Origin of the sequence: Tenacibaculum sp. FZY0031, from assembly GCF_036350695.1 — a bacterium.
Lineage (GTDB): Bacteria > Bacteroidota > Bacteroidia > Flavobacteriales > Flavobacteriaceae > Polaribacter.
This window is the reverse complement of the sequence record NZ_JAZDVY010000005.1, coordinates 42,001-58,523: the sequence shown is the minus strand read 5'-3', so window position 1 is coordinate 58,523 and position 16,523 is coordinate 42,001. Positions and strand designations below refer to the sequence as shown.

General features: G+C 31.7%; 21 protein-coding genes. 8 read left to right on the top strand and 13 right to left on the bottom strand.

Annotated elements, in window-relative coordinates; genetic code table 11:
- The first annotated feature begins 52 nt into the window (after positions 1–52).
- The 6 genes from V1T75_RS08215 to V1T75_RS08190 all read left to right on the top strand — a co-directional run bounded on the left by V1T75_RS08215 (position 53) and on the right by V1T75_RS08190 (position 5,645).
- Positions 53–334 (top strand): DUF493 family protein, encoded by a 282-nt coding sequence (locus V1T75_RS08215; RefSeq protein ID WP_330488068.1) that lies wholly within the window; start codon positions 53–55, stop codon positions 332–334.
- 9 nt (positions 335–343) lie between these two features.
- Entirely contained in the window at positions 344–1,942 is a 1,599-nt protein-coding gene (locus tag V1T75_RS08210; protein WP_330488067.1) for a peptidylprolyl isomerase, read from the top strand.
- Positions 1,943–1,946: 4 nt separating this feature from the next.
- Positions 1,947–2,804 (top strand): hypothetical protein, encoded by an 858-nt coding sequence (locus tag V1T75_RS08205; protein ID WP_330488066.1) that lies wholly within the window; start codon positions 1,947–1,949, stop codon positions 2,802–2,804.
- Positions 2,767–4,143, top strand: a complete 1,377-nt coding sequence (locus V1T75_RS08200) for a peptidylprolyl isomerase (protein ID WP_330488065.1) — start codon at positions 2,767–2,769, stop codon at positions 4,141–4,143. Before V1T75_RS08205 ends, V1T75_RS08200 begins: the two co-directional genes overlap by 38 nt.
- 100 nt (positions 4,144–4,243) lie before the next feature.
- Positions 4,244–5,197, top strand: a complete 954-nt coding sequence (locus V1T75_RS08195) for an AAA family ATPase (protein WP_330488064.1) — start codon at positions 4,244–4,246, stop codon at positions 5,195–5,197.
- 1 nt (position 5,198) lies between these two features.
- Positions 5,199–5,645 (top strand): YybH family protein, encoded by a 447-nt coding sequence (locus V1T75_RS08190; RefSeq protein WP_330488063.1) that lies wholly within the window; start codon positions 5,199–5,201, stop codon positions 5,643–5,645.
- Between the two features lie 83 nt (positions 5,646–5,728).
- Here V1T75_RS08190 and V1T75_RS08185 read toward each other — a convergent pair whose 3' ends face one another.
- Entirely contained in the window at positions 5,729–6,073 is a 345-nt protein-coding gene (locus V1T75_RS08185) for a winged helix-turn-helix transcriptional regulator (protein WP_330488062.1), read from the bottom strand.
- 133 nt (positions 6,074–6,206) lie between these two features.
- Between V1T75_RS08185 and V1T75_RS08180 the strand changes: the two genes are divergently transcribed.
- Positions 6,207–7,073, top strand: coding sequence for an MBL fold metallo-hydrolase (locus tag V1T75_RS08180; protein WP_330488061.1), 867 nt, complete (start codon positions 6,207–6,209; stop codon positions 7,071–7,073).
- Between the two features lie 53 nt (positions 7,074–7,126).
- On the opposite strand, the gene V1T75_RS08175 is transcribed toward V1T75_RS08180, so the two are convergent.
- From V1T75_RS08175 to V1T75_RS08165, 3 genes are read right to left on the bottom strand one after another with little or no spacing between them, the layout of a single operon-like run.
- Entirely contained in the window at positions 7,127–8,014 is an 888-nt protein-coding gene (locus V1T75_RS08175; RefSeq protein WP_330488060.1) for a 3-hydroxybutyryl-CoA dehydrogenase, read from the bottom strand.
- A 13-nt stretch (positions 8,015–8,027) separates the two neighbouring features.
- Complete coding sequence (locus tag V1T75_RS08170) at positions 8,028–8,369, bottom strand: hypothetical protein (RefSeq protein ID WP_028892570.1); 342 nt, start codon at positions 8,367–8,369, stop codon at positions 8,028–8,030.
- A gap of 3 nt (positions 8,370–8,372) precedes the next feature.
- A complete protein-coding gene (locus V1T75_RS08165) occupies positions 8,373–9,332 on the bottom strand; it encodes a Gfo/Idh/MocA family protein (protein WP_330488059.1) in 960 nt (319 codons plus the stop codon).
- Positions 9,333–9,551: 219 nt separating this feature from the next.
- Between V1T75_RS08165 and V1T75_RS08160 the strand changes: the two genes are divergently transcribed.
- The gene (locus tag V1T75_RS08160; protein ID WP_330488058.1) at positions 9,552–10,193 is read left to right on the top strand and encodes a protein-L-isoaspartate(D-aspartate) O-methyltransferase; all 642 of its coding nucleotides are present in this window, start codon (positions 9,552–9,554) and stop codon (positions 10,191–10,193) included.
- Here the strand turns inward: V1T75_RS08160 and V1T75_RS08155 are convergent.
- The 9 genes from V1T75_RS08155 to V1T75_RS08115 form a co-directional block, all read right to left on the bottom strand.
- Positions 10,190–10,912, bottom strand: coding sequence for a hypothetical protein (locus V1T75_RS08155; RefSeq protein ID WP_330488057.1), 723 nt, complete (start codon positions 10,910–10,912; stop codon positions 10,190–10,192). The two genes, V1T75_RS08160 and V1T75_RS08155, sit on opposite strands and share 4 nt — an antisense overlap.
- Before the next feature lie 70 nt (positions 10,913–10,982).
- Positions 10,983–11,153 carry a hypothetical protein gene (locus tag V1T75_RS08150; RefSeq protein ID WP_330488056.1) on the bottom strand — a complete coding sequence of 57 codons (171 nt, stop codon included), beginning with the start codon at positions 11,151–11,153 and terminating at the stop codon, positions 10,983–10,985.
- 18 nt (positions 11,154–11,171) lie between these two features.
- Complete coding sequence (locus V1T75_RS08145; protein WP_330488055.1) at positions 11,172–12,032, bottom strand: substrate-binding domain-containing protein; 861 nt, start codon at positions 12,030–12,032, stop codon at positions 11,172–11,174.
- Positions 12,033–12,902: a nucleoside phosphorylase gene (locus V1T75_RS08140; RefSeq protein WP_330488054.1), complete on the bottom strand. Its 870-nt coding sequence runs from the start codon at positions 12,900–12,902 to the stop codon at positions 12,033–12,035.
- Positions 12,903–13,847, bottom strand: a complete 945-nt coding sequence (locus V1T75_RS08135; protein WP_330488053.1) for a DUF1835 domain-containing protein — start codon at positions 13,845–13,847, stop codon at positions 12,903–12,905.
- 147 nt (positions 13,848–13,994) lie between these two features.
- The gene (locus V1T75_RS08130; protein WP_073183642.1) at positions 13,995–14,318 is read right to left on the bottom strand and encodes a translation initiation factor; all 324 of its coding nucleotides are present in this window, start codon (positions 14,316–14,318) and stop codon (positions 13,995–13,997) included.
- A 5-nt stretch (positions 14,319–14,323) separates the two neighbouring features.
- The gene (locus tag V1T75_RS08125; RefSeq protein ID WP_330488052.1) at positions 14,324–15,271 is read right to left on the bottom strand and encodes an isopenicillin N synthase family dioxygenase; all 948 of its coding nucleotides are present in this window, start codon (positions 15,269–15,271) and stop codon (positions 14,324–14,326) included.
- 60 nt (positions 15,272–15,331) lie between these two features.
- Positions 15,332–16,057, bottom strand: a complete 726-nt coding sequence (locus tag V1T75_RS08120; protein ID WP_330488051.1) for a DUF6048 family protein — start codon at positions 16,055–16,057, stop codon at positions 15,332–15,334.
- Positions 16,038–16,514, bottom strand: a complete 477-nt coding sequence (locus V1T75_RS08115) for a DUF6452 family protein (RefSeq protein ID WP_330488050.1) — start codon at positions 16,512–16,514, stop codon at positions 16,038–16,040. Before V1T75_RS08115 ends, V1T75_RS08120 begins: the two co-directional genes overlap by 20 nt.
- Between the last annotated feature and the right edge of the window lie 9 nt (positions 16,515–16,523).

Here is a 16,523-nt window from a genome sequence, read left to right as displayed (position 1 = left end):
ACAATTTCTATATTTTTTGATGAATTTTAATACAAACAGTAATTTTTGAGTTATGCAAGATAGAGAAGCTTTTTACGCAAAGTTAAAATCACAATTAGAAGATACGACAACGTTTCCCGCTAAATATTTATACAAGTTTATAGTTCCTACAGATAGCAATCAAGTACAAGAGGTACAAGATTTATTTGACCAAGGAGGAGCGGTTATTGATACTAAAAAATCTAAAACAGGAAAGTATGTGAGTGTATCAATACATATAACGGTTAAAAGTTCAGAAGAGGTTATTTCATACTATAAAAAAGCGGAAGCTATAAAAGGAATTATTTCTTTGTAAATTTATAGCATGAAAAAACTACTTTTCTCAATAGCTATATTTTACGGCACCCTAGCATCTTTTAGTCAAAAAGATTCGGAATTGTTCCGCATTAATGATACTCCTGTAATGGTTTCTGAGTTTAAGCAGATGTACGAAAAGAATTTAACCATTGCAGAAGACACAGAAGCTACTAGTGTTGAGAGCTATTTAGAATTGTTTATTAATTACAAGCTAAAAATAAATGAGGCTTATAATTTACAATTAGATACTGTAACGTCATACCAAAGAGAATTAGAAAGCTATAAAAAAGAATTGTTAGTACCTTATTTGCACGACACAGAAACGTTACAAGCACTGGTGAAAGAAGCGTATGATCGTACTAAAAATGAAGTTAAAGCAAGTCATATCTTAGTAAGGTTTCCAGGCAAAGGATTGGCTGTAGACACCTTATTTTTAAGAAATAAGATTGTAGGATATAGAAATCGTATTTTACAAGGAGAAGACTTTGAAAAAGTAGCAAAAGAGGTTTCAGAAGATCCTTCTGTAAAAAGAAATGGAGGAAATTTAGGTTACTTTAAAGCCTTTCAAATGGTATATCCTTTTGAAACAGTAGCTTACAAAACAAAAGTAGGAGAGGTTTCTGAACCTTTTAAAACAAAATTTGGTTGGCATATTGTAAAAGTAACGGATATAAGATCTTCTAAAGGAGAATTTGAGGCTGCACATATTTTAGTTAGAAACTCACCTAAGAGTGAGGCAAATATTCACTCGTTATATAAACTTCTTGAATCTGGAAAACCATTTGAAGAAGTAGCAAAGGAACATTCAGAAGACACCAATACAGCCAAAATAGGAGGTAGGTTACCACGATTTGGAACTGGAAAAATGGTAGACGAGTTTGAGAATCATGTAAGGAGTTTAAAAGTACCTGGAAGTTACAGTACCCCCTTTAAAACTATATTTGGTTGGCATATCGTTAAGCTTATAAAAAGCTATCCAGTACCTTCTTTTTCTGAAATGAAAAACGAATTAATAAGAAAGGTAAAACAATCCAAAAGAATAAAAATATCAGATAAAGCATTGCTAAAGAAGCTAATGGATACATACGAAGTAAAAGAATATCCTGAAGCTATGGTAATTTTTCTAAAAACAAAAAAAGAAGCCCTGAAAGCAAGTGAATTACATGCTACTATACTCTCTGTGAATAAGGAAGAATTTACACAGAGAGATTTTTTAGAATTTATAAAATTTACAAACAAAACAGTAAAAGAAAATTTTAAAGACTTTAAAAAGAACGCATTGCTAAGTTGTTTTAAGAAAAATTTAGTTCATACCAACCCAGAGTATAGAAATACCTTGTTAGAGTATAAAGAAGGCTTGCTTTTATTTGATTTAATGCAGCAAAAAATATGGAATAAAGCTTCTAAAGACACTTTAGGGTTAAAATCTTTTTTTAGTGCAAATAAAGTAAAGTATGGCAAAGAACTTGATGCTATAAGGGGACAAGTAATTAGTGATTATCAAGATGCCTTAGAGAAAGAATGGATTAAAGAGCTACGAAAAAACAATACGGTTAGAGTAAGAAAAAGAGCATTAAGAAAATTAAAGAATACGTATAACCAATAGTAGAGTGAGAACATATATTTTTTTAATTACATTATTAATAATAGTTTCATGTGATCTGGTAAGTTTAAAAACTAAAAAGGTTACGAATGAAAGACCAATAGCTACTGTTTATAATAAGCATTTGTATAAGAAAGATATTGCAGGCTTACTACCCAAAAATCTTTCACCTAAAGATAGTTTAGTAATAGTAAAAGGCTTGATCAATTCGTGGGCAAAGCAAGAATTATTATATATAAAAGCTGAAGAAAATATTTCTGAAGTAAACAGTGAAGAAATACAAAGCTTAGTTAACGACTATAAAAAAAGCTTGTATATCAATGGCTATAAAGAGCGTTTGATAAAACAACAACTAGATACGGTTGTTACAGAGGAAGAGATAGCATTGTATTACGAAGAAAACAAAGAAAATTTTAGGGTAAGTGAGGAGCTTGTACAATTTGAATATGTACATTTTGGTAAAAATTATTTAGATAAAAAAGAAACAATAAAGCAGTTCAAATCAGAGAAAGATGAAGACAAGGAAGATTTAGAACGACATTTGTTAAATTTTAAATCATACCGCTTACAAGATTCAACTTGGGTAACTTTTGATTATTTAAAGAAAAAAATTCCACCTTTTCGTAATGAAACGAAAGAAAACTTGTTAAAAATATCAAAATTCATACAAAAAGAAGATAGTTTAGGAGTATATTTGGTCGCTGTAAAAAATATGTTGCCACAAAATGCTACGGCTCCATTAAGCTATGTAAGCCCTAGAATTAAACAAATTATTTTACATAAAAGAAAATTAGAATTAATACGAGATATTGAAAAAAAGCTGATAAATGATGCAATTGAAAACAAAAACTTTAAAGAATATTAGTATAGTATTTATGTTGTTTTTAACTGGTTTAACAACGTTAAATGCGCAAAAAACAAAAGTAGACGGTGTTGCTGTTGTGGTGGGTAAAAACATTGTTTTAGATTCTGATATAGATAAGTTTAAGCAAGAAGTAGAACTTAGAAGTGAAGGGAAAGTAAAGATTTCTGACTGTGAAATGTTAGAAGAATTAATGCAGCAAAAACTATTAGCTCACCATGCAATTATCGACAGTGCAACCGTATCTCAATCAGAAATAGACAGTAGGGTAGATAGAAGTATAGCTTTTTTTACTCAAGAGTATGGAAGTGAGGATAAAGTGGTTGCAGCTTACGGATTTAATGATATTGAAGATTTAAAGAAAGAGTTAGGAAGAGTTCAAAGAGAGAACTTGTTAATAGAAAAAGAACAGAAAAAAATTACAGAAAATATCGATGTAACTCCTGAAGAAATACGCATCTATTTTAAAGGATTACAAGATAAAGATGAGCTTCCTGAAATACCTGCTGAAGTTCAATTACAACAATTAGTAGTTAAGGCTGAACCAACAGAAGAAGAGAAAGAACGTATAATTAACAAGCTAAAAGAAATTAAAAAAGAAGTTGAAAACGGAGCTAGTTTTAAGTTAAAAGCAATCATTAACTCAGAAGACCCCGGAGTAGCACAAAACGAAGGAAAATACGTAATAACTAAAGATAGTCCATTTATTAAAGAATTTAAAGAAACAGCCTTTTCGTTAGACGTAAATCAAATTTCTGAGCCTATTAAATCAGCTTTTGGATACCATATACTTCAATTGCATAAAATTAAAGGAAATCAACGTGAAGTATCTCATATTTTAATGCAACCTGAAGTTTCTGATGAAAAATTAAAAGAAACCAAAGAACAAATAGAAAAGATAGTAGCTGATATAAAAGAAGGAAAAATAACTTTTGAAGATGCGGTAAAAAAGTATTCTGAAGATGAAGAAACAAAAAATAGTGCGGGTATCATAATGAATCCGTATACTCAAGAACCTACTTTTGAGTTAACAAGAATGCCGCCAGACTTATTCGCAAGAATTAGTGAATTAAAAAAAGGAGATTTATCTGATATTTACTATGATGAAACCCGTGAGGGAGAAAAAATGTATAAAGTAATCTTATTAAAAGAGAAAACAGATACTCACAAAGCAGATTTGGTTGAAGACTATGTAAGAATGCAACAATTTGCTTTGGCCAAGAAAAAAGAGGAAGAAATTACAAAATGGACAAAAGAAAAAATCCAAGAAACGTACTTAAAGTTAAGCAACGATTATAAGAAGTGTACGTTTAAGAAAGATTGGAAAAAAGAAAACAAATAAAAAGTAATAAATTTAGTATATTGTCATTCCCGCGAAAGCGGGAATTTCATTTTATAAAAGTTTGTAATTAAAATTATTGAACAAAGAAAAACTTTGATTTATGTCTGACGTAACAGCAGTAAACACATTAGTAGAAAAATATAGCCAACTACAACAAGAAATAGGAAAGGTTATCATAGGTCAGCAAGAAGCGGTAAACTATACATTATTTTCGATTTTTTGTGGAGGACATTCGTTGTTAATTGGAGTACCAGGATTGGCAAAAACCTTATTAGTAAACACAATTTCTAGCGCATTAGGGTTGCATTTTAATAGAATTCAGTTTACTCCAGATTTAATGCCTTCTGATATTTTAGGAAGTGAAATACTAGATGAAACACGTCATTTTAAATTTATAAAAGGACCAATTTTCTCAAACATCATTTTAGCAGATGAAATAAACCGTACACCGCCAAAAACACAAGCAGCTTTACTAGAAGCAATGCAAGAAAAATCGGTAACTATTGCAGGACATCACTATAAATTAGAGCTGCCATTTTTTGTATTAGCAACTCAAAACCCAATTGAACAAGAAGGAACGTATCCGTTACCAGAAGCCCAACTAGATCGTTTTATGTTTTCAATTAACTTGGAATACCCAAGTTTTGAAGAAGAGGTACAAGTGGTAAAAAACACGACGTCAATAACTGAACAAATTGTCAATGCTATTTTTTCTTCAGAAGAAATTATTGAAGTTCAAAAGTTAATACGTAAAATACCTGTAGCAGATAATGTTGTTGAGTACGCCGTTGGTTTGGTTGGAAAAACACGTCCTAATTCAGATAAAGCTACTGAATTAATTAAAAAATATATTGATTGGGGTGCAGGACCAAGAGCCTCTCAAAACTTAATTTTAGCAGCCAAAGCACATGCAGCTGTACATGGAAAATATTCTCCAGATATTGAAGATGTGCAGGCGGTAGCCATTCCTATTTTATCACACAGAATAGTAAAAAATTACAAAGCAGAGGCTGAAGGAGTGACCGTAAAAGAAATTATAAATGCTCTATTTTAAAATGAAAAAGTTTTTAAGTATTGTTTTTTTAGTGATACTATTTGTTTCATGTAAGCAAGAAGTGGCCAAAACCATTTCAGAAGAAACAGAAAAACAAGAGATTTTATCAGTGATGAAGGCACAAGAAGAAGCTTGGTCTAATCACGATTTAGAAGGTTTTATGCAAGGATATTGGAAAAGTGATTTATTAAAGTTTTACGGACGAAATGGAATTACTTTCGGTTGGCAAAAAACCTTAGATAACTATAAAAAAGGGTATCCAACAAAAGAACACTCAGGAACATTAACGTTTAAGATTAATGATATTTCTAAAATTACTGAAGGCGCCTATTCTGTAATGGGTGAATATCATTTAAAAAGAACAGTAGGAGACGCTAACGGCGTTTTTATGATCATCTTCAAGAAGATACAAGGCGAATGGAAAATCATTGCGGATACTTCGTGTTAAGCCCAAAAAAAGGCTTTTAGCTAAACGTATAATTTAGGAAACTAGTTCTTTGTTTACTTTGATGATGCGGTGTAATCATCTTTTTAGCTATGTTCAGGAAAAGGAATTTTTTTATGCTCCATGTAGTCAATTCCCCAAGCATGTAATGGAGCTAAAGCATTGACTAAATCATTGCCAAATGGAGTGAGAGAATACTCAACTCTTGGCGGTACTTCAGCATATATTTTTCTAACAATAATTCCATCAGCTTCTAACTCTTTTAATTGGCTAGTTAACATCTTTTCTGAAATTGTTTCACATGCAGTCTTGATTTGCCCATACCTGAGTGGTTTTTCAACAAGTCTAGAAATAATAAATAACTTCCATTTTCCACTTATAACTTTTGTCGCATAAGTTAAAGGGCAATAATCAGGTAAAAAATTTTTCATTTTTTTTCAATTCTATCTTTTTGGTACTAAAAAAACTAACCAAAAGGTGCGTAAGGTACAAAAATGTAACGTATTGTTTCTTGTTTAAAAGTGCTTTAGTTTCGTAGCTGCATAAGAAAAAAAACATATAAAAATGAAGAAAGGGTATCAATTACTACTCGTAATTTTAACCGTGATTAGTGCGTGTCAAACAACTAATAAAACTAGAAAACACAATAGAATAAAACTGGAATACATACGGCAGGCTACGGTGCTTTTAGAAGTAAATTCAAAAAGCATATTAATAGACCCTGTTTTGTCTGATAAAGGAACACAAGATCCGATTCCTTTTTCTAATGATAAACGGATTCCAATGAATGATTTACCGATACCTAAAAATAAAATTATAGAACAAGCCGATGCGGTTTTGATAACACATTATCATCCAGATCATTTTGATGAAGATGCGGAAAAATTACTTCCTAAAAACATACTTATTTTTTGCCAGCCTTTCGATGTAGAAAAATTAAAATCAAAAGGATTTACAAATTTAAAAAGCATAGAGCAGGTTGTAAATTGGTCTGGAATATCGATAAAACGCTACGAAGCACATCATCATGAAGGAGCAACGGGAGCAATGCCTTTTGGTGAATCATCTTCATTTTCTTTGACATTTAAAGAAAATAGAATATTTATTACAGGAGACGCCGTTTTAGATGGTCTTTTAAAGAATGCCTTGAAAAGTGAAAAACCTACTTATATTGTTGCCAATACAGGGGAGTGTACTTTTAGCAAGCCAAATCCTGTTTTAGAACCAGGTAAACATATGACGTTAACTAAAGAAGAAGTACTAAGGATAGCTGTTGAGAATAAGAAGGCTACTTTAATAGCAATTCATATGGATGCAATAAACCATTGTGGATTAACAAAAGAGGAGCTTCGCTTATTTTTAAAAGAGCAAGAAAAATCTATTCAAGATAAAATTGTAATCCCTAATGAAGGTGAAGTATTGCAGTTATAAAACAAAAAGAAGCCTTTTGGGCTTCTTTTTTTATTTTATATTTTTCTTAGTTTTTAAGAAAACATCTTCGCAACTTTCTCTGCTTTTCTACTTTCTGAATAATCGTAAAAACCTTCACCAGATTTCACTCCTAATTTACCTGCTGCAACCATGTTTACTAATAACGGACATGGAGCATACTTAGGGTTTTTAAATCCGTCATACATAACGTTTAAGATAGATAAACAAACATCTAATCCAATAAAATCAGCTAATTGTAGTGGTCCCATTGGATGTGCCATTCCTAATTTCATTACAGTATCAATTTCAGCAACACCCGCAACACCGTTGTATAATGTTTCAATACTTTCGTTAATCATTGGCATTAAAATACGGTTGGCAACAAAACCAGGGTAATCGTTTACTTCAACAGGAACTTTATTAATTTTCTTAGTTAAATCAACGGTAAAGTCCATTACTTCATCAGAAGTGTTGTATCCTCTAATAATTTCAACCAATTTCATAATTGGCACAGGGTTCATAAAGTGCATTCCAATTACTTTCTCTGGTCTATTGGTAGCTGCTGCAATTTGAGTAATTGAGATTGATGAAGTGTTGGTAGCTAAAATAGTATCTTCAGCACAAGCTTCATCTAAATCTTTAAAGATCTTAAGTTTTAAGTCAATATTTTCAGTAGCAGCCTCAACCACTAAACTAGTATTTTGCACCCCTTCTTTAATAGAAGTGTAGGTAGTAATATTGTTTAGGGTATTATTTTTATCGTCTTCAGTAATTTTTTCTTTCGCTACCATTCTGTCTAAGTTTTTAGTAATGGTTGCTAAACCTCTATCTAAGGCAGCTTGCGAAACGTCGATAAGTTGAACATTGTATCCAAATTGAGCAAACGTATGCGCAATTCCATTTCCCATGGTTCCTGCTCCAATTACGGCGATATTTTTCATGTTGTTGTGTGTTTTAATAGGAGAAATAAACTCCAATTACTTTATTATTTTGCGGATTATTATTTGAAAGTTTTAGTTGTAAACTATCATTTTCTTGAATCGGCTCCCACATTGTAGCCTTATTTCTAAAGTTTGAACTGTATATCTTATTTTCAAATTTATATTGATAATAAATTTTTTGATGATATCCCCTTCCAGCAGTTCCGTAAACAACTTTTATAGAATCAATTTGAGCATTTACTTTTGTGGTTTTACCAAAAAAGAAAGCTATGTTTCCGTAATTCCATAAAAAATACAATCCTCCAAAGAATATTATAAAGTACAATAAAGAACCAAATGCTCGAAGAGAATTCATTTTCTAAAAACAGTCTATAATCTGATGTGCTACACGTAAAGCCTCAGTACCTTGACGTAACGAAACAATAGGCGTAGTATTATTGTGAATAGCATCAGCAAACGACTCTAATTCATCTAAAATAGCATTGTTAGCTACCACTTCAGGATTGTCGTAATAAATTTGCTTTTTAACTCCTTCAGCATTTTGTAAAATCATAGCAAACTCATCAGGTTTTTCTGGTACATCTTTCATTCTAACAACTTCTGATTGCTTTTCTAAAAAGTTTACAGAGATATAAGCATCTCTTTGGAAAAAACGGCTCTTACGCATGTTTTTCATCGAAATTCTACTTGCGGTTAGGTTTGCTACACAACCATTTTCAAATTCAATACGCGCATTAGCAATATCAGGAGTTTCCGAAATTACCGATACACCACTAGCATGAACACTTTTTACTTTTGATTTTACTACCGATAAAATAATATCAATATCATGAATCATCAAATCTAAAACGACAGGTACATCTGTTCCTCTAGGATTAAATTCAGCCAAACGATGTGTTTCAATAAACATGGGCGTGTCAATTAAGTCTTTTACAGCCATGAAAGCAGGGTTAAAACGCTCTACGTGCCCAACTTGCCCACGAACATGGTGCTGGCTGGCTAAAGTTCTTATAGCTTCAGCTTCTAGTACTGTATTCGTAATAGGCTTTTCAATAAAAATATGTTTTCCTTTTTCAATGGCTTGTTTAGCACAATCAAAGTGAGAAAGCGTAGGAGTAACAATATCAACTACTTCAACAGCATCAATTAATGCTTCTACTGAATCGAATAATTTATAGCCAAACTCATCAGCTACTTTTTGTGCATTTTCTGTAAAAGGGTCATAAAACCCTACTAATTCATATTTATCTGATTGTTGTAACAAACGCAAATGGATTTTTCCTAAGTGACCTGCGCCTAAAACTCCAGCTTTTAACATAAGTGAAAGATTATTAGTTATTTGATTGGTTTGTTGAAAAAGAAACGATTTCTACAAAAAATCAACGCAAACAAAGATACACTTTTATACAGATTTATTACTACTTTTATCCTCCCGAAATTTTATAATTAGTAAGCCCCATAATGGGTATTTTAAATAAGAGATAATAGGTTTTATAATCATTTAATTAGTAATTCCTATTGGTAGCGTAATGTAAGAATGAAGGACACAACCAAACACCAAGGACTTAGAAATCAGTTAGCAAATATTTTAGAAGCAAAAGGAATTAATGATGAAAAAGTATTGAAAGCCATCAGAAAAATTCCAAGACACTTGTTTATGGATAGTAGTTTTGAAGCGCATGCGTATCAAGACAAAGCTTTTCCTATTGCTGCTGAACAAACAATCTCCCAACCGTATACGGTAGCGTTTCAATCACAAGTATTGGAAGTAAAAACAGGTGATAAAGTATTAGAAATAGGAACAGGATCTGGATACCAAACAGCAGTATTGTTAGAGTTGGACGCAATAGTGTACTCCATAGAAAGACAGCATGAGTTGTTTAAAAAAACTTCAATGTTTTTACCGAAATTAGGCTATAAACCTAAGCGGTTTATTTTTGGAGACGGTTATAAAGGATTGCCAGAAGAAGCTCCTTTTGATAAAATTATTGTAACAGCTGGAGCACCATATGTGCCTAAAGCATTATTAGGGCAGATTAAAGTAGGAGGTAGGTTGTTGATTCCTGTGGGAGATAAAGAACAAGTAATGACTTTGTTTATTAGAAAGTCACCAAAAGAATTTGAAAAGCATGAACTAGGTGGTTTCAGGTTTGTACCTATGTTAAAAAAGAAGAATTAGTTTAAGGTTTTAAGATTTCTGATATATTTTTCGCTTTTAATTAAATTCTCAACGATATCTTTGTAAGCAATCTTTATATTATTTGATTTTACATAGATTAAATTTTGGTTATTGTAATTGAAAACAGGGAGGTAAAATTTTAAATTGATACTGTCTCTCTTGGATATGTCATTTCGTTCAAAAATTTTCATTACTTTATCATTATTAAACAAAAGAGGTTTTCCATGGATTAAATCCATTATTGTGTCATTTTTTATTTTTTGATGATGGTAATAAGGCCAATAAACAAGGTTGACAATTTGTTTGTAATTTAATTTATTTTGAAAAGATTCTAAGGGGTTGATTGTGAAAGTATTTAAGCCTGTACTACAACTAACACTGTAGTCAAACTCATCTTTATGTTCAGGGAAATTAGCATTGAACCTATAATGAAAGGAGAAAATAGAATCATTAACAGGAAAGTACACGTTCCACCTATATGTCCAAATAAAGTAAGGTTTTAGTGTTTTATTCTTGAAATTGATTTCATAGATGTTTTTTTGCTTAATGATTTTTAGTTCTAAATCATTAGATATTATTTCTTCTGTCTTTAAATTGTTTTCATAAAAAGGTCCCAAATATAAGTCTGAGAAATAGCCTCTAAAAACATATAGATCTACTAAAATAAATATAATTAAAAAAGATAAAATAGTAAGCGCAAATTTTATCAACTTTTTCATATTTTTAAAAGTAACAAAAAAATCCGCCTAAAAAAGCGGATTTATTGAATTTGAATAAAGAAACATCAACTTATTCAGCGATTGCTACTTCAGTTGCATCTGCCACTACAATCTCTTGTTGATGTTGTTTTTGTTTGTTTTGATTAGTTTTTGCTAAGCCGCATGGACTAGTACTTCCACAAGAAGAAAAACCTAATAAACTAACAGTACAAATTGCAATAAATACTACTTTTTTCATCATTATTCCGTTTTATAAAAATCAAATATACATATTTCTGATTAAGTCACCAGAATTTTCCTTCTTTTCAATAACGTTGAACTCTACCATTTTATTTTGTATGTCCGTAATTAAATTCTCAGAAATAGGCTCACCATCATTCCATTCGGTAATTGATAGCCATTCTTGAATATCCTCTATTTGTTGTTCATACCTATGAGAAAGAATTTTATCAATATTATCAAAGTCTTTAAAGTCTTTAATACAAGCGTTAATAATATCATGTACTTTTTTTACTTCTTCAAAATGATTTTCTAAGATTTCATCACGAACAGCAATCACAAAACAAGGCCATGGGGTAGGGCAGTTACCAACTCTTCTAAAAGTACCATTATCTACTAATGGTTTCGTGGTAAAGTGTTCCCACATAAAATAATCGGCTTCTCCATTCGTTAAAGCATCTATTCCTCCCTGTAAATCTCCAACTACTTTAAACTGTAGTTTGTTAATATCCCAACCATTATTATGGGCATTAACAATTGCCATAAGTTGAGAGCCAGAACCAAATCGGCTAATGGCTACTGTAGCATTCTCTAAATCATCTATAGTTTTAAATTTAGAGTTGGCAGCAACATGAATTCCCCACACAAGCGGACTTTTTACAAAAGTTTGTGTAATTTTAGAAGGGTTTCCGTTAATGATATCTTTAATTATTCCTTCAGTAAGTACCAAGGCAATATCAACATCACCAGAGCGTAAAGCTTTCGCCATGGCTCCCGTACCTCCGGGGTAATCTTTCCAACGTAAGTTAATTCCTTCTTTGGTGTATTCTTTGTTTTTCAACGTGATGTACCAAGGATAATTAAAATGTTCTGGAACACCACCTATTTTTAATTTCAGCATTTATTCAACTAATTTCTCAAGAGTATATTCAATCAAATCATTTACTACTTTGTACGGATTTTCACTAAATGTTCCATTAGCTCTGTTAGCAATAATAGCATTCATGGAAGCTGCATTATGACCTAGTAGTTTAGCCAACCCATAAATAGCAGATGTTTCCATTTCAAGGTTGGTAATTCGATTGTTGTTATAGTTAAAACTATCAATCTTCTTATTTAAATCAGGATCTTGTAGGGGTAAACGTAAAACACGTCCTTGAGGTCCGTAAAATCCACCAGCAGTGGCTGTAATTCCTTTATATACCTTGTTAGACATTAATTTGTTTTCTAACATCTGTCCGTTAGAAACAATTAACGGATATGATTTTTTTACACTCCAATTGGTGTGCTTTATAAAAGCTTCTTCTATATCAGGATGTGAGATTTTATCTACTTGATACGATTGTAGCATTCCGTTTAAATCCAGTCCATGAGAACTTAATAAAAAGCTATCAACAGGAATGTCGGCGTGTAAAGAACCAGAAGTTCCAATTCTTGTAATGTTTAATTGTGTATGCTTTTCTTTAGCTTGACGCGTGTTTAAGTCAATATTAACTAAGGCATCTAACTCGTTTAAAACAATATCAATATTATCAGGACCTATTCCTGTAGAAATTACAGAAATTCTCTTTCCTTTATAGGTACCAGTAGTGGTTTTAAATTCTCTTTTTTGGGTGCTAAACTCTATAGTATCAAAGTGTTTGGTAACTTTATCGACGCGATATTGGTCTCCAACAAAAATGATATCGGTAGCAATATGCTCAGGTCTTAAATTCAAATGGTAAATACTACCATCTGGATTTAAGATGAGCTCAGAATGTTGTATACTCATTTACGATGTAATTTTTAACAGCTTATCAGTAGAGTTTACATAGAGATAGCTGTATTTTTTTGCGCCACCAAGATACGAAAAATCAGAACGAATTTTAGCATAATAGTTTGTTTGGTTTTGCAGTACTTTTTTGCCTGTTTTACTGAGTTTTACAGGATCAAATGAGGTGAAAAGCTTTTTGAGGTTTTCAAGTTTGTTAACGTATTGAATGTCACCAAATCCGTAGTTCTCTTGATGAGTTAAAAGGTTGGCTATAAATTCGTTTTGGGTAGCAAAAGTATGCTCGTTCGCAGCTTTTAAAATATTATTTTCTATATGATTTAATCCATTTTCAATAGAAGGGAAGCGAAGTAAATGCGCTTTGATCGCTTTTTCTAAATATACAAAAGGAGATTGTGGATTAAATTTATGTGCATTTTCAAGCGCTAACGGACTGTCTGAGCAATATAGCTGCCATATATAGTCAGCATACTCTATGTCGTCTTGAGAAAGTGCTATTTTATTTTTAAAGTGCTCTTTTAATTGGTTGTCAGATAGTTCACCTAAGCCATATAATTTTTTAGAGTCATCTATTTTACCACTAGTAACTAAAGATATTTTATGGTTTTTGCGGTATCTTTTTAGCCAGCTTATTACGGCTAACATGTTTACTTGACAAAACAAATCATATTCAAACCACAAAACAATTTCTTCTTGTTGTTTTTGGTTACAAAGGTTACGATATTCTTTAAGGGTATAATCTATAAACTTCTTCTTCGTAACTTTATAGGTAGTTTTTAAAAAGTCAAAGCGGGTTTTCCAAAAGTCTTCACTACCTACGTCTACTGATGTTTTTCCTTCACACAACATTTCACGCCACGTAATAATATCACCTTCAATATTTAATTTTTGAAGTCTTTGAGTTGTGACGTCTCCATTGGTTATGTGTAATAAAGAATGTTTCATGATTTTTAGGGAATTGGTTGATTTCTTTATTTATATAAAATAAACGGTTTATTTTATACGTTATTATTTATTAATTGATATTTAACACTTTACAAAAGTTGTAAATATAAAAAAAATGTCGAAGAATAAAATTCCCGACATTTTTGCTTATCCACCAACGCGTTTTACGTTGAATCCTTTATCTTTTAAAAGTTGCATTATAGTATCTCTATAATCTCCTTGAATTATGATTTTATCATCTTTAAAACTACCACCAACACTTAGTTTAGTTTTAATTTCTTTAGCAAGTTTTTTAAAATCTTGGGTAGCTCCATTATAACCGTCTATTATAGTTACAGGTTTCCCTTTACGTTTTTCATACTTACAAAGAATAGGTTCATCTTGTAACCAAACATCAGGCTTTTTTTCTTCAGGTTTTTCTTCAAACTGATGATCTGGGAATAAATTTTTTAATTGATCTTGTAAATCCATTAAATTTATTTTTTCAATCCTAATTCGCGTAAACGTTCGTCTAAAAATTCACCTGCAGTAATGTCTTCAAATTGCTTTGGGTTGTTTTCATCAATACAATTATCTAACACGTCTAATTTCATATCAGAAACAGGATGCATGAAAAAAGGAATTGAATAACGAGATGTTCCCCATAATTCTTTAGGAGGATTAGTTACACGGTGAATTGTTGACTTTAATTTATTGTTGCTATGACGTGATAGCATATCACCTACATTAATCATTAATTCGTCATCTTCCGCTATAGCATCAATCCAGTCTCCTTTGTGGTTTTGTACTTGTAGTCCTTTTCCTTGAGCTCCCATTAATAAGGTAATTAAGTTAATATCACCATGAGCAGCAGCCCTTACAGCTCCTTTAGGTTCTGTAGTAATAGGAGGGTAGTGAATTGGACGTAAAATACTATTTCCATTTTTAATGTAGTTGTCAAAATACGTTTCTTCTAAGCCTAAGTGTAGGGCCAATGAGCGCAACACGTATTTAGCTGTTTTTTCTAACATTTGGTAAGCTTCTTTACCTACCTTGTTAAATTCAGGTAATTCTTCAACGATTACATTTTTTGGGTATTCTTTTGCGTATTTCGAATCTGTATCAACATACTGACCAAAGTGCCAAAACTCTTTTAAATCTCCTTCTTTTTTTCCTTTAGCACTTTCTTTACCAAATGAAACATATCCTCTTTGACCACCAATACCTGGAATTTCATATTTTTCTTTTACATCTGTAGGTAAATCAAAAAACTTCTTGATTTCAGCATATAAGTTATCCACTAATTCATCATCTAAAAAGTGCCCTTTTAATGCTACAAATCCTATATTCTCGTAAGCGTCACCAATTTCATTGATGAATTTTTGTTTTCTTTCAGCATCGTCCGATAAAAAATCTGCTAAGTTTACGCTTGGAATTTTATTCATTGTTAATAAGTTTTATTATTCAGGCAGTAAAGTTAGTGAAATCAAGCGTATGCTGATAATTTATTTATTAACAAAAGGGATTAAGTACGATATTGTATAGTTAAATCCGAAGCCTGTACTGCTTTCAAAAACACGATTAAAACCGGGGGTGTATAGTGTTTTAAAGCCTTTTTGATCGTCAACACTTAACATTATTTTATACGAAAAGCTAAAACCTATAAACAAGTTTTTAAAGGTTTCTGCTTTTATACCTAACTGTAATTCAGTCCAATGAGCGGTTAGCCCGTCATCAGACATAGGTGTTGTAATTGGGTTTGATGGAAAATAAGGAGGTAAGTTTTCGGTACCCGAAGAAACATTGGGTTGGTAGCTATTTAAGGTATGATCAAATATGGCAAAACCGTAACGCATACCCACATAAATTTCGTTATTCATGTCTAACCAATTCTCGTAAGCATTGTAATTTGCTCCAAGTCTAATATAACTCCCTTTCGAAGATGAAGAAGAAAAGTCTTCATAAGTGGTTTCATCTTCAAAACCTAATTCAGTAGCGATATACCATTTTTTAGATACTCTGTAATCACCCACTAATTCGAGACCACTATAACTTTTATCAATAATAGCAAGACCAGGTTTACTAATATCTAATCCGATACGTAAGCCATATCCTGTTTTATAGGTAATGGTATCTTTTTTTTCTTTGGTTTCTTCTTTAGATGTATTTATTTGTGAGTATCCGTTGACAAATACAAAAACGAAACATAGACTAATGAAATACTTGTACATGGGCGCTAGCTTGATTGTCGATTAATGGAATTTCTGTAGTAGATAAACTGTCTATCCAACCAGTATGGTTTAAGGTAGCATTTTCAAAAATAACTCTGAAACCACAAGAGCGAGATACAAAATCTTCCTTAGGGTTGTACTCTATAGTAAGCGTGGCTGTTTGGTTATTGGCCATAGTACCATCTACATTATTCATTTTTAATGTATATACTGTTTTTTGAGACAAACTGTTTAACGGAATAGCAATGCTGTCTGCTGTTCTATTGGTAAAAAGACTGTCAGTTTTTCCTTCTGCAATTACAGATAAGCGTTCTACATTTTTTACATTATTGGTTTCGATTTTATCATAAAAGCGTAGTACTAAATTAGGAGTCACAGGATTTTGTGTACAGAAATCATCTTTTTCACAGGCTGTTAAACCTGCTATAAGTATGAATAGAGCAATGTATTTTTTCATGTAATTGTT

What these genes read in the sequence shown, in the direction of transcription:
- V1T75_RS08195 (WP_330488064.1), top strand. Translation starts at nt 4,244, where the DNA reads ATGTCTGACGTAACAGCAGTAAACACATTAGTAGAAAAATATAGCCAA.
- V1T75_RS08145 (WP_330488055.1), bottom strand. Translation starts at nt 12,032, where the DNA reads ATGCTGAAATTAAAAATAGGTGGTGTTCCAGAACATTTTAATTATCCT.
- V1T75_RS08180 (WP_330488061.1), top strand. Translation starts at nt 6,207, where the DNA reads ATGAAGAAAGGGTATCAATTACTACTCGTAATTTTAACCGTGATTAGT.
- V1T75_RS08125 (WP_330488052.1), bottom strand. Translation starts at nt 15,271, where the DNA reads ATGAATAAAATTCCAAGCGTAAACTTAGCAGATTTTTTATCGGACGAT.
- V1T75_RS08120 (WP_330488051.1), bottom strand. Translation starts at nt 16,057, where the DNA reads ATGTACAAGTATTTCATTAGTCTATGTTTCGTTTTTGTATTTGTCAAC.
- V1T75_RS08155 (WP_330488057.1), bottom strand. Translation starts at nt 10,912, where the DNA reads ATGAAAAAGTTGATAAAATTTGCGCTTACTATTTTATCTTTTTTAATT.
- V1T75_RS08170 (WP_028892570.1), bottom strand. Translation starts at nt 8,369, where the DNA reads ATGAATTCTCTTCGAGCATTTGGTTCTTTATTGTACTTTATAATATTC.
- V1T75_RS08130 (WP_073183642.1), bottom strand. Translation starts at nt 14,318, where the DNA reads ATGGATTTACAAGATCAATTAAAAAATTTATTCCCAGATCATCAGTTT.
- V1T75_RS08115 (WP_330488050.1), bottom strand. Translation starts at nt 16,514, where the DNA reads ATGAAAAAATACATTGCTCTATTCATACTTATAGCAGGTTTAACAGCC.
- V1T75_RS08165 (WP_330488059.1), bottom strand. Translation starts at nt 9,332, where the DNA reads ATGTTAAAAGCTGGAGTTTTAGGCGCAGGTCACTTAGGAAAAATCCAT.
- V1T75_RS08135 (WP_330488053.1), bottom strand. Translation starts at nt 13,847, where the DNA reads ATGAAACATTCTTTATTACACATAACCAATGGAGACGTCACAACTCAA.
- V1T75_RS08160 (WP_330488058.1), top strand. Translation starts at nt 9,552, where the DNA reads ATGAAGGACACAACCAAACACCAAGGACTTAGAAATCAGTTAGCAAAT.
- V1T75_RS08200 (WP_330488065.1), top strand. Translation starts at nt 2,767, where the DNA reads ATGATGCAATTGAAAACAAAAACTTTAAAGAATATTAGTATAGTATTT.
- V1T75_RS08185 (WP_330488062.1), bottom strand. Translation starts at nt 6,073, where the DNA reads ATGAAAAATTTTTTACCTGATTATTGCCCTTTAACTTATGCGACAAAA.
- V1T75_RS08215 (WP_330488068.1), top strand. Translation starts at nt 53, where the DNA reads ATGCAAGATAGAGAAGCTTTTTACGCAAAGTTAAAATCACAATTAGAA.
- V1T75_RS08175 (WP_330488060.1), bottom strand. Translation starts at nt 8,014, where the DNA reads ATGAAAAATATCGCCGTAATTGGAGCAGGAACCATGGGAAATGGAATT.
- V1T75_RS08210 (WP_330488067.1), top strand. Translation starts at nt 344, where the DNA reads ATGAAAAAACTACTTTTCTCAATAGCTATATTTTACGGCACCCTAGCA.
- V1T75_RS08140 (WP_330488054.1), bottom strand. Translation starts at nt 12,902, where the DNA reads ATGAGTATACAACATTCTGAGCTCATCTTAAATCCAGATGGTAGTATT.
- V1T75_RS08150 (WP_330488056.1), bottom strand. Translation starts at nt 11,153, where the DNA reads ATGATGAAAAAAGTAGTATTTATTGCAATTTGTACTGTTAGTTTATTA.
- V1T75_RS08190 (WP_330488063.1), top strand. Translation starts at nt 5,199, where the DNA reads ATGAAAAAGTTTTTAAGTATTGTTTTTTTAGTGATACTATTTGTTTCA.